Source organism: Draconibacterium sediminis, assembly GCF_000949475.1.
In the GTDB taxonomy this organism is placed as follows: domain Bacteria; phylum Bacteroidota; class Bacteroidia; order Bacteroidales; family Prolixibacteraceae; genus Draconibacterium; species Draconibacterium sediminis.
Genome location: NZ_JRHC01000001.1, coordinates 172,688 through 185,627, shown reverse-complemented (window position 1 = coordinate 185,627; position 12,940 = coordinate 172,688). Strand labels below are relative to the sequence as shown.

Below are 12,940 nucleotides of genomic sequence, written 5' to 3'. Positions count from 1 at the left end.
TGACAAACGAAGTTTCGTCAGTATTGAGGCTTTGAGATATGAATAAACCTGAAAGACAAAAAAATGAAAACACTAAAAATCATCCTGCGCGGATTCAGAAAAAACAGTAGATTGAACCTGCTGAATATCTTGTCGATGGCAATAGGTTTGGCAGTAGTAATTATTGTTTTGGGCCATGTTTATCAGGAATTTACCTATGATTCTCAATATGAAAATTCCAGTCGGGTGTACCGTGTTTTAACTCAAAATGATAAAAATGAATTATCGGGTGCAGCAACTTACGGGCCGTTAGCACAAAGCCTAAAATCAGGTTTTCCGGAAATTAAGGACGCTACACGCACCAGTTTTTACTGGGGCTACCTGGCACTCACTGCAGGTGATAAAATGTTTAATGAGAATCGAACCATTTTTGCCGATCCAAACTTCTTCTCGCTGTTTTCATTTCCTCTTGAAAAAGGCGATGCGGCAAATTGCCTGAGTTCGCCAAATTCTATTGTATTATCGGGGAGTGCAGCCAAAAAATATTTTGGTGAAAAGGACCCGGTGGGGGAACAGATAAAAATCGGCAAAGACAGATTATTTACAGTTCAGGGGGTTTTTAGTGATTTCCCGAGGAATTCCAATTTTCGTGGCGATATCCTTTTACCCCTGGAAAGTATCTCAAAACTAACCCAGGTTTGGATTGAACCTTCATGGAATTATCCATCCGACATTCATACATTTATCCTGGCCGAAAACCAAATTGAAGAGGAAGCCTTTTCGACAAAAGTATCAGATTACCTAACGACACATGTGGAAGAAAATCCCGATAAACTGGCGTTACAACCGTTAAAAAAGTTACACACTGAAATGCAAACCGGCTGGGAATCGGTACCGCAGGCAAACAAAAGTTACCTATATCTTTTGGCCATTGTTGCCTTGATTATACTTTCCATGTCGGCAGTAAATTTTCTTCTGCTCCACATTGGAACCGCATCGCAACGAGCTATTAATACGGGAGTCAAAAAAGTTTGCGGGGCCTCAAAATCAATTATTTTCGGCGATCAAATTCGCGAGATATTATCTTATATCTCTATAAGCGTGGCGATTTCAATAATTTTTATTTATCTGTATAATTCTATTCTTACAGTCAGGTTTTCATTTCTTCCAGCTTTAAAAGAGTTTGATTTTACACTTTTACTCTTTTTGACAGGAGTAATTTTTGTTTTTGCAATTATAACTTCGATTGTTCCTGCCTTGATAATTTCGAGACAAAAAACAGTACGTATTTTTAAGGCAGATCAACAATCGCTGCACAAACAACCCAAAATGGTAAATGTCTTTATCGTTGGACAATTTACCATCAGTGTGGTGCTGTTGGCGATAACTACTTTATTTTATAAACAGGTTTATTTTCTGGAAAAACACAGCCCTGGATTCGCCAGGGAGGAATTAATAACCATTCCTTTGAATATGTCGGTTGACGACGGATTAAACGGGAATAAATTTGATGCTTTTGCACAGGAAGTAAAAAAATTGCAGGGGATAAAGAATGCAACACTCGCTTTTTCTTCGCCCTCGGATGTACAAACATCAGCCGATGGTTTTCGTTGTGACGGAATGCCCGAAGGAGAAACTGTTAGCATGCAATGGAACTCGGTTTATTACGATTATTTTGAAACGCTAGGTGTTAAAATGGTGGAGGGGCGTGGATTTAATCGCGACTTCAAAAACGACATAGTTGATTACGACATCCAAAGAAAATGTGCCTATGTGATCAACCAAAAAGCGGCTGATGAGATGGGGATTGATAATCCTATAGGGAAAACATTATATGCTTACCAGGAAGGTACGATAGTTGGCATCGTAGAAAATTTCAACTTCAAATCGCTGCACAGTGAAATAACTCCCATGTGTTTTAATATGAATCCGTTTTACTACAATGAAATTATTGTAAGAATGAATCCCGGAGTACCGGCAGTGCCGGATCAAATAAAAACATTGTGGGAAGAATTTGTGCCTGAATACCCTTTTGAATACAGTTTTGTAAACGACCAACTCAACCAAATGTACGAATCGGAAAGTAAACTGACTGCCAGTTTAAATGTATTTGCAGGCATTGGAATTCTGATCGCCTGCATGGGTTTGCTTGCTCTTTCTATTTTGGCCATGCAAAAGCGAACCAAGGAAATTGGTATCAGAAAAGTAAACGGCGCCAAAGTTTCAGAAGTAATGATGCTATTAAACAAAGACTTTGTGATGAGAGTGGTTATTGCCTTTGTAATTGCCACGCCCATTGCATACTACGCTATGAATAAATGGCTCGAAAACTTTGCCTATAAAACCACACTAAGCTGGTGGATATTTGCCCTTGCCGGGGTGCTGGCGCTGGGAATTGCGTTGTTGACTGTTAGCTGGCAAAGTTGGCGGGCTGCTACACGAAACCCGGTTGAGGCACTCAGGTATGAGTGACAAAATCCTCGATCGCGAAGCGTATCGGGATGGAGGCGCTGAGGTACGAATAGCTAAACAAAAAAAAATCAAATATTTAAGCTAATAAAATGAACTCATTAAGAAATATAAATCATAAAATAATCCTGCGAACCATTTGGCGCAATAAGCTTCATTCTTCGATTAACATTATCGGACTAGCAATTGGCATCGCTGTTTTTATACTAATAGCAAGATACGTAAATCATCAATTCAGTTTCGATCGCTTTCACAAACAGCAGAACAATATTTACAAGGTATATCTTGGCGATAATGGATCTTTACCTCCGGCTGTTGCCTTATTCTTAAAGGATAATATTGCCGGAATTGAAGATGTTGTTCGGGTAGATGAATGGTTTGGTGGAGGAAATAAAGGTTATTTAGAATACGAAAACGAAACGATCAGAACTGAGAATTTTATTTTTGCTGACAGCAGTTTCTTTGATTTTTTTGATTTTAAAATGTTGTTTGGTGATGCCCAAAATGGTCTGAAATTTCCAAATTCAATCATCTTATCAGAGCGTTTGTCGCGAAAAATGTTTGGCAACGAAAACCCAACAGGTAAACAAATTACCTATTTAAGTGACTACCCCAGTGCAAAATATACTTTCACCGTAAGCGGTGTAATTGAGGACTCACCTACCAATTCATCAATTCCATACAATGGAATAATTTCAATGTCAACCATAATTTATCACCACATTAGAAACGGAAATATTAGCGAAGATTGGGTCAACTGGGGATTTGGCAGCTTTGTTAAAATTTCTTCACCTGAAACAGTACATCAACTCAATAACGAAACACCCGAATGCTGGACAAATCTGATGGCTGAGCGTTGGCAGGTAGATAAAGGAAGTCAGCGTGCAGAGGAATACAAATTAAACTTTGTTCCACTAAAAGAGGTACATTTCCATGGTAGCAACAAACGCTTTTCTGTTTATCTGATATTACTAATAGGACTGGTCATTTTAATAATAGCCATTATAAACTACATTAATTTGTCACTGGCCATTTCCAGCACCCGTTTAAAAGAAATAGGAATTCGAAAAATAATCGGTTCTGATAAAAGTACTTTATTCAAACAATTTATAACTGAGTCAATACTAATCACTTCAATTGCTGGCATTATTGCAGTAATTATAGTTCTTTTCATTCACCCCTATTTGTTCAACTTTACCGGATTTAAATCCGTGGTTGCACCTGGTGAAACATTCAAAGCACTGGTATTCCTGATTGGAGGACTAATTCTGATTGGATTCATTTCAGGATTATATCCTGCCTGGTTCCTTACAAAGCTCAAACCTGTAAAGAGTATAAAAAATGAATTCAACAAAGGAACGAAAGGAAATAGGTTAAAACAAGTATTAATCACAACACAATTTGTTGTTTCAATTTTTCTAATAATAGCGGTTTTAACATTCTCGAAACAAGCGAACTATATTAAATCTAAAAATCTGGGATTCGATAAAGAACACCTAATTTACCTATCAGGTGGTGCCAGTATAAGTAAACAATATCAGTCATTTAGGGAATCATTATTGACAAATCCATCGATTCAAAATGTTGCACGTTCAAATGGAACATTTGTTGGCCATCTGAATATTGGTTCCAAACATAAAGTGAATGGTGAATTTAAAAATTATAAAGCTACAACGGTTGATCCTGATTTCATCGAAACATTTGGAATTGAACTTCTCGCAGGTCGTAATTTCTCAAAAACCATTAAAAACGACTTAAATAACACGGCGTTGGTAAATGAATGTTTTGTAAAGCAAATGGAGTTAGAAGACCCAATTGGCTCAACCGTAACTTTTTTAGGAGATGACATTACGATTATTGGGATAATTAAGGACTTCCATATTAACTCTTTGCACCACGAAATAAAACCTTCAATGCTTTGTTATCTGCCGTGGAATACTTGCATTAACATTAAAGTATCGGGGATGGATCTGGAAAATACAATTGCCACAATTGAAAGCACATGGAAGAAGTTCTCTCCCGATGTACCTTTCGAATATCATTTTCTGGATGAACGTTTTGAGGAACTTTATAAAACCGAAACTGAATTCAGTTCATTGATTAAAATATTTACCCTGATCGCGATATTTATAGCTTGCTTAGGTCTTTTTGGTCTAATCTCTTTTTCGGCTTTACAACGAAAAAAGGAAATTGGGATTCGAAAAATTAACGGTGCTAAAATTTCTGAAGTAGTGATTATTCTAAATAATAATATTATAAAATGGGTAGTCATAGCATTTATAATTGCCACCCCCATTGCATACTACGCCATGAATAAATGGCTTGAAAACTTTGCTTATAAAACTACTTTAAGCTGGTGGATATTTGCCCTTGCCGGAGTACTGGCTTTGGGAATTGCATTACTAACCGTTAGCTGGCAAAGCTGGAGGGCGGCAACGAGGAATCCGGTCGAAGCACTTCGATACGAGTAGTGAGAAATGCGGAGATGCTGACAAACGAAGTTCGTCAGTATTGAGGCATTTAGGTATGAGTAAGCCCAAACTTCAAAGTAGCTAAGGGAGTTACCAAACAAATTACGAAGCTTATTCATACCTTTATAGGTATTAGTCAAACCTAAAAGAGAACAAGATGCATCAATTTATTTACCTGGTTTTATCATTTATTTTGACGGTTCCAGCTTTCGCTCAAAACTATCAAACCACCGGAAAAATCATTGTGGACGATCCACACCTGGCCGATTTGATCGATGTTTCTGCAGGCATAGAAATTCTGGCCGATGGCTTTGGATGGTCAGAGGGACCGCTTTGGCTGAGCTCTGAGAACAAACTTATTTTTTCAGATATTCCAGACAATTCGATTTATGAATGGAGTGAATCCGATGGACTGAAGTTGTATCTTAAACCATCAGGGTATACCGGGGAACAAGCCAGAGGGGGAGAGCTTGGTTCCAATGCCTTGCTTTTGGATTCGGATGGGCGTTTGGTTCTCTGCCAGCACGGCGATCGCAGGATAGCTAAAATGTTAGCACCATTGAGTGATCCGATACCAAAATTTGAAACCCTGGTTGACAGCTATCAGGCAAAGAAACTTAATAGCCCTAACGATGCCGTTTTTAGTAAAACCGGTGAATTGTATTTTACCGATCCTCCATACGGGCTTGAAAAAAATGTAGATGATCCTGCAAAGGAATTGGATTTTCAGGGGGTTTACAAACTTTCAAAATCGGGCGAAATTAAGTTGCTCACAAAAGCATTGACCCGCCCAAATGGAATTGCTTTTTCGCCTGATGGAACAAAATTATATGTGGCCAATTCAGATCCGAAAAGAGCCATCTGGATGGTTTATGATGTGAAAGAGAATGGAAGCATTGGGAATGGAAAAGTTTTTTATGATGCAACAAACCTGGTTTTAGCGAATAATGGACTTCCCGATGGAATGAAAGTTCACAGGAATGGGACGGTCTTTGCTACAGGGCCAGGCGGGATTTTTATTTTCTCTCCTGACGGGAAAATCCTGGGAAAAATAGAAACAGGGAAAGAGACGGCAAACTGCGCATTTAATGACGACTATTCGGCTTTGTATGTAACAGCTGACAATTATCTCATGCGCGTTCACCTTAAAAAATGAATTCATTAAAATTGTCCAATCCTGATTTTTCGTCCTGAAAGGACAGCTAAATTGAGCCCAAGACATCGTCTTGGGTAGATGAACAAAAAAGGATATCGGGCTGAAAGCCCAGGTTATTAGTCTGCCCATACAGGGCGACGTAAAGATAGGCGTCTGAAACCCAAGGTGTCGCATTCGCTTTGCCGTTGGGTTAGAATAGTCTGGGCTTTCAGCCCGATGAGGTAATTATGGCGAGATCGATTTGAAAATAATAGTAACTATTCCAAAACTTTGTCGTCCTATAACTAATAATCAGTTTAAAACAATTAAATCAAACGCATTATGAAAACTCAAAAGAACATCAAATTATTTACGATAATAGCAGTGCTGACCGCTGTGCTTTCGTTGAATGGATTGGCAAAAGACGGTCAGCCAACCATTACAAAAACCTTTGATATCAACCAGCCGGGGCAACTCAATGCTTCATCATCGGGAGGTGGTGTAACAGTGCAAACACATAATCAGCCAAAAGTTATAATTCAGGCTTTTGTACGTAAAAACGGAAGTCTTTTATCTCCGTCTGACAAATCGTTGGATGAAGTTCTTGACGATTTTGATATCGATTTTTCAAAAAGCGGATCAACAATTACTGCAGTTGTAAAACGCAGGGGTCAGATGAATTTCTGGAGAAACAATGTGGGTATTTCGCTCACCATTATCGTTCCGGAAGAAATGTCGTGCGATGTATCATCCAGCGGCGGTGGCCTGAAAATTTCGGGCGTAAAAGGAACACATGATTTCTCAAGTAGCGGCGGTGGCGTAAAACTGGAAAATACAAGCGGTAGCACAAAAGCCAGCTCATCGGGTGGCGGTGTTCACGTGTACAAACATAAGGGAGACATTAAACTGAGTTCGAGTGGCGGTGGCGTAACGCTTGAAAAAGCTAAAGGAAGTGTTTATGCACGCAGTTCTGGTGGCAGTGTAAAACTCGAAGAGATTAACGGCGACGTGGATGCCAGTAGCAGTGGTGGCGGTGTGTATGTGCAGGGTGAAGCGGGGATGGTTAAGGCCAAATCGAGTGGCGGATCGGTTAAGGTTAATATTAGTAATCTAAGCGATGAGTTGTACCTGCAATCCAGCGGCGGTGGTGTTTCTGCGGTTATTCATGATGGCGAGAAATTGGGCCTCGATCTTGATTTGCGTTCAGGCAGAGTGAATATCGAGCTCCATAACTTTAACGGTACTTCCGAAAAAGACCGCGTGAAAGGTAAAATGAACGGAGGAGGAATTCCGGTTTATGCTCATGCATCAGGAGGTAACGTGAACATCAGTTACGAGGATTAGTTCCCGTTTCCTTCTGCATAAAATTTAGTAGTAATAGTGAGGATTTCTCTTGACGTGAAGTCCTCACTATTTTTTTGTCAAAAAAATCCGATCCAAAGTTCCTACAAAACGCATCTGACTTTTATATCCAACGGAGTAAAACTGCGAAATTGATGTTCCGGTCTTTGTGACAAGGAATTATACAGTTTTTGTCAAAATTATTTACACAATAAAAATAGTATTTTTGTTAAGTGGTTAGAATTCAGCCTTTAGTATTTAAGGCACAAGAGTTGGTTAATAAACTGACGAACAAAACTACCGGCAAATACCGGATCTTAAATACCAGTAAATGTACAATCTGAAAATTACGATACGACGCCTTTTTAAAGACAAGGCTTTTTCGCTGATCAACATCTTTGGATTAGTGATCGGTATTTCGTCTTTCCTGGTTTTATTCATTCACGTTTCAAACGAAAAAAGTTTTGATAAACATTTTGGTGCGCACGAAAATATCTACCGTGTGAATTCTGTTCCGGGAGGACGCGATAATGCTTCATGGGCGCGTAGTATGGGAATTGTTCATACTGCAGCAGCCGAAATTCCTGAAGTGGAGCTGGCTACCCAGTTTTCGCATTGCGAGGAAGGTACCATTAAAATGGGGGAATCTTATGTTGCACAAAAGGATATTATGTCGGTTGACAAGGCCTTTATGGAGCTTTTTGAGGTAGAGCCGGTGGTAGGTGATCTGTCAGAAATTTCGAAACCTAATACCGTTTTTATTACCGAGGATTTTGCCCGGAAATACTACGGTAACTTAAATCCTGTTGGTCAAACCATAACTATTGAAGCACTGCAGTATACCAGGGATTTGGGCGATTATGAGATTCGGGGAGTGGTAAAAAACACGCATCCGAAAACTCATTTCAGGTACGAATTGCTGATCTCTCAGAAAGGAGGACTGCAAGAACGTTTTGCTTCGCTTCCCGACCGGAAAATACAGTGGACTTATAACTATTTCAAACTTCAGAAAGCTGCAGATCCAAAGCTCGTAGCTGAGAAGGTAGCTACTTATTACGATAACAGCAGTCTGAAAACAACACGTGGCCCTCAGGAATACGATTTTTCGCTGTTCCCGATGGATAATATTCACTTAAAATCGGATTACCGTTTTGAGTTGCGCGAAAGTTCAAGCAAGATAAATATTGGTTTGTTTATCCTTATTTCATTTGTCATTCTTACGATCTCGTTGCTGAATTTCACCAACCTTTCCATTGCCAAATTAATTAAACGATCAAAAGAGCTGGGCCTGAAAAAATCAATAGGAGCAACAAAACGCCAGTTGGTCAGGCAGGTTTTAATGGAAGTGTTTTTGGTTTGCTTACTGGCCATTGGTATTTCATTGCTGGCGATTGAAAGTTTAAAGCCAATGATTAACCGATTGTTCGAGATTGAATTCGATATTTATTTTTCAGAGCCGGTTGTATATCTTACCATCATCGGAGTTTTGATCATCTGCCTTTTTATCACTGCCTTTTTTGTGTCGGTATTTTTACTGGCTCGCAGTTCGGCTATCGATATTTTGGCGGGGCGCAACAACTTTTCGGGTAGTTATGTCCTGAAATCATTGCTGGTGGTGCAGGTAACAATTGTTATCGTCCTCATTTCAGGAACCTTGCTGGTGAATAAGCAGGTTGGTTTCGTTCTGAATAAACCATTGGGTTTTGACAAGGAAAATGTTGTTGTTTTGCACTTAACAGACCTTTCCAAAGACCCCGCTGTTTTTGCCCGCGAGTTGGAAAAACAAAGCCAGGTAGTTTCGGTAGGAATGACGGCACAGCATTTTGGCTATCCGGCACAGGGAATGGGTCTGGAAGGACTGGGAATTGAGGGTACGGCTGAATTTGTTTTTGCCAACTATGACTACCTCAAAACCATGAATATTAAACTCATACATAACTGGATAAAACCGGATGCCGACACCGTGCGGGGAATGGTGATAAACAATCATTTGTACCAGCGACTGATGGATAAACACGGTAGCATGGAAAAACTTTTGGCCTATTCAAATGCCCAACCCTTAGGCCCGGGAGAAACACGGATTAATTTTGTCGGAGTTGCTGAGGATTTTAATTACAGTTCGGCACATGAAAGCATTGGCGATTTTGCCTTTTGGCTGGATGAAGGCGGACCAAGGGCGCGTTTTACTCACGTGCGGATTAACAACCTGCACGCCGGCATGGAAGCCATTAAAAACACCTGGAATGAATATTACCCTAACCAGGAACCCGAATACTTTTTTATCGATGAAAAAATTGCTCAACAATATAAAGCAGAGACGATTTTGAGCCGTATCCTATTTGCATTTTCAACCATCGGGATTCTCATCAGCATTATCGGAATCAGTGCGTTGGCCCTGTTTATTTCTCAGCAACGCACCAAAGAAATCGGTATCCGAAAAGTGAATGGAGCAACGGTTTCGGAAATATTAGGATTGCTAAACCAGAGTTTTGTAAAATGGGTGGGTTTTGCATTTATTATAGCTACTCCGCTTGCTTTTTATGCCATGAGTAAATGGCTCGAAAACTTTGCCTACAAAACCAACATGAGCTGGTGGATTTTTGCACTGGCCGGTTTGCTGGCACTGGGAATTGCATTGCTAACCGTAACCTGGAACAGCTGGCGTGCTGCAACACGTAATCCGGTTGAGTCATTACGTTACGAATAAACTGTCAGAATCAGGATATACAGGATTTTAGGATTTACATGATTTGAAAAAAGAAAATGACGATGATAGAGGATGAACTGACATACAAAATTATTGGTAGTGCAATGAAAGTTCATAACACGTTGGGGAATGGATTCCAGGAGGTAATTTACCAAAGATGCTTGGCTATTGAGCTAGACAATGCAGGAATTGTGTATCAGCGTGAACAAGAAATGCCCATTTATTATGAAGGTTACGAAGTTGGCACTCGCAGAGCAGATTTTATTATTGAAGAGAAGGTAATGGTTGAATTGAAAGCCATAATTAACCTTGAGGATGTTCATCTCGCTCAAGGCTTAAATTATCTAACGGCTTACAATTTAGAAATAGGTTTGCTCATTAATTTTGGCTCAACGAGTCTGCAAACCAAAAGACTATACAAAAAACATTAATCCTGAAAATCTTTAAATCCTGATTGTCCGGATTCAGACAATGATTAGAAAACAAAAACCATGATTAAACATTTTATTTTAATAGCCTGGCGAAATATCAGAAGACGGAAAACGCTTTCTGCTATCCAGATTTTGTGCCTTTCGGTGGGGCTGGCTGCTTTTATTTTGGTTGCCCGCTATGTTCAGTATGAAATGGACTACGATAAGTTCAACGTAAATTTCGACAGAATTTATCGCGTACAATCGTATAAAATGACGGACAGGATGGATGAAACCGGTCAATCCGTTGTTCCGATGGCGAAATTCATTCGCGATAATGTTCCTGAAGTTGAGAATGCCATTGCCACCAACGAAATTTGGAACGAGTATTTGTCGCCCGATGAGGAACGTGTTTTTAAGGAGCAAACCGGACTGCTTGCGCCATCTGAAATTTTCGGTTTTTTCTCGTTTAAGTTGCTTCGGGGAAATAAAGAAGATGTACTCGACGATCCCAATTCTATCGTACTTAGTGAATCGATGGCAGAAAGATATTTTCCCGGACAGGATGCGATGGGGAAAATAATTCTGGATGAGAAAAAACAGGAGCTTCGTGTTACCGGAATTATGCAGGATATTCCTGAACAATCGTCGATTGTAGCCACGTATTTTCGGTCGAATGCCGACCTGGTAAAAAGATACAATGATAACTGGGACAATAGTTCGTTCGAGATTTTTGTGTTGCTAAAACCCGGTGCTATGGCCGGTACAGTGAATGAGAAAATAGCAGATGTGATTCGACGTTACGATAAGGAATCGAAACGGGTCAGCTTTCTTCAACCCTTAAGCAATTTACACCTGAAAGAACGTGTACGCGACGACCGGGGCTCCATTATTTACTTTTTCTCTTTCATTGGTATTTTAACTCTTTTGCTGGCCTGTGTGAGTTTTATGAATCTAACCACATCGTTTTCTACCATGCGTGCTGTCGAAATTGGTATTCGCAAAGTGTCGGGCAGCAACCGAAACATTTTGCGAGTGCAGTTTCTTACCGAGGCGGTGTTAATTGCACTAATCTCGCTGGCATTTGCAGTGTTCCTGGCTTATCTTTTACTGCCCTTGTTTAATAATGTTGTAAACCGGAATATCGAACTTCAGTTGCTGCAAAATCCTCTGTTTGTGTTGTTTTTACTGGCAACGGTTGTTGTAACAGGATTTATCGGAGGGAGCTATCCCGCTCTGTTTATATCGCGTTTAAAGCCTGTAAATGTTTTAAAAGGCAGAGGTTCTTTCAACAAAGGGAAAGTACGTGGATTAACTGCCATGGTCTATCTTCAGTTTATACTTTCTGTGGTGCTCTTAACCTCAAGTATCTGGATGTACAAGCAGGTTACATTTCTGAAAAACAAAGATCTTGGCTACACAAAAGATAACCTGTTGCATTGTAAGTTGCCAAGTGTGAATAGCACGGTTTCATATCAGCAGGTTCGGCAGCGGATACTTGAAAATCCCGGAATCGAGAACATGACTATATCGATTAATTCGCCGTTGCATTCAAATTGGGGAACACGTGTTCATTACGAAGGTGGCCCGACCGATGATCATGCTTATGTACGATGGAACCAGGCTGACGAAAATTATTTGAATACAATGAGTATGACATTGGTGGATGGGCGTAACTTTTCTACCGATTATTCAGCCGAAACCAAAACGTGTTTGATAAACGAAACGGCGGTAAAACAATTTGGTTGGGACAACCCCATCGGGAAATGGCTTGAAATGATTGATGGCCACTTTACAGTAATCGGTGTTATAAAAGATTTTAATATTGAAGATGTACATAATCCAATAATTCCGTATGTGCTGTTGTATCGCGATGAAGGTTTTGCAAGTAATAACGATCTCACTTTTAAGGTGAATCCGAATACTATGACAAGCAGCCTTGAACACATTAACTCGGTATTAAACGAGGCTTTCCCGAATATTCTTTTTGAAGTAAACGGGTACGATGTAGGAACTTACCGGCTGGCACTGGAAATTTGGACGAGCGCTAAAAATACATTTGCTTTTTTTACCATAATGGCGGTGTTAATTGCGGCCATGGGATTATTTGGGCTGGTTGTTTTTGCCTCGCAGCGACGTATAAAGGAAATTGGAATTCGAAAGGTCCAGGGAGCGCAAGCTGCACAAATATTGCCGTTAATTACCCGGCAGTTTATTATTTTGGTTGTGGCGGCAAATATTATTGTGTACCCATTGGCCAACTTCCTGAAAAACGTAACACCGGGGCATTTTAAATATCAATTCACAGTTTTTGATTTGCTGCTTGTGTTGGGAATTTCCGTTTTTGTAACTTTAGTGTCGAGTGGATATCAGGCATTAAAAGCATCGTTGTTAAATCCGGTTGAGGCACTCAGATACGAATAAAAAG

Annotated in this window: 7 protein-coding genes; all 7 read left to right on the top strand. The window is 39.9% G+C overall.

The features are described 5' to 3' along the window. Positions 1-63: 63 nt before the first annotated feature. On the top strand, positions 64-2,451 hold the full coding sequence (locus LH29_RS00735; protein WP_045025662.1) for an ABC transporter permease: 2,388 nt from the start codon (positions 64-66) through the stop codon (positions 2,449-2,451). 89 nt (positions 2,452-2,540) lie between these two features. Next, positions 2,541-4,919 (top strand): ABC transporter permease, encoded by a 2,379-nt coding sequence (locus tag LH29_RS00730; protein WP_045025659.1) that lies wholly within the window; start codon positions 2,541-2,543, stop codon positions 4,917-4,919. Between the two features lie 157 nt (positions 4,920-5,076). Then, on the top strand, positions 5,077-6,075 hold the full coding sequence (locus LH29_RS00725) for an SMP-30/gluconolactonase/LRE family protein (RefSeq protein ID WP_045025658.1): 999 nt from the start codon (positions 5,077-5,079) through the stop codon (positions 6,073-6,075). A 321-nt stretch (positions 6,076-6,396) separates the two neighbouring features. After that, entirely contained in the window at positions 6,397-7,398 is a 1,002-nt protein-coding gene (locus tag LH29_RS23495; RefSeq protein ID WP_052670487.1) for a DUF4097 family beta strand repeat-containing protein, read from the top strand. A gap of 328 nt (positions 7,399-7,726) precedes the next feature. Continuing rightward, a complete protein-coding gene (locus LH29_RS00715) occupies positions 7,727-10,102 on the top strand; it encodes an ABC transporter permease (RefSeq protein WP_045025657.1) in 2,376 nt (791 codons plus the stop codon). Between the two features lie 62 nt (positions 10,103-10,164). Continuing rightward, positions 10,165-10,533 carry a GxxExxY protein gene (locus LH29_RS00710; RefSeq protein ID WP_045028367.1) on the top strand — a complete coding sequence of 123 codons (369 nt, stop codon included), beginning with the start codon at positions 10,165-10,167 and terminating at the stop codon, positions 10,531-10,533. 60 nt (positions 10,534-10,593) lie between these two features. Next, positions 10,594-12,936, top strand: coding sequence for an ABC transporter permease (locus LH29_RS00705; RefSeq protein ID WP_045025656.1), 2,343 nt, complete (start codon positions 10,594-10,596; stop codon positions 12,934-12,936). The last annotated feature ends 4 nt before the right edge of the window (positions 12,937-12,940 follow it).

Bases quoted from the DNA above. Each gene is read 5' to 3' on its own strand.
- LH29_RS00735 (WP_045025662.1), top strand. From the start codon at position 64: ATGAAAACACTAAAAATCATCCTGCGCGGATTCAGAAAAAACAGTAGA.
- LH29_RS00730 (WP_045025659.1), top strand. From the start codon at position 2,541: ATGAACTCATTAAGAAATATAAATCATAAAATAATCCTGCGAACCATT.
- LH29_RS00725 (WP_045025658.1), top strand. From the start codon at position 5,077: ATGCATCAATTTATTTACCTGGTTTTATCATTTATTTTGACGGTTCCA.
- LH29_RS23495 (WP_052670487.1), top strand. From the start codon at position 6,397: ATGAAAACTCAAAAGAACATCAAATTATTTACGATAATAGCAGTGCTG.
- LH29_RS00715 (WP_045025657.1), top strand. From the start codon at position 7,727: ATGTACAATCTGAAAATTACGATACGACGCCTTTTTAAAGACAAGGCT.
- LH29_RS00710 (WP_045028367.1), top strand. From the start codon at position 10,165: ATGATAGAGGATGAACTGACATACAAAATTATTGGTAGTGCAATGAAA.
- LH29_RS00705 (WP_045025656.1), top strand. From the start codon at position 10,594: ATGATTAAACATTTTATTTTAATAGCCTGGCGAAATATCAGAAGACGG.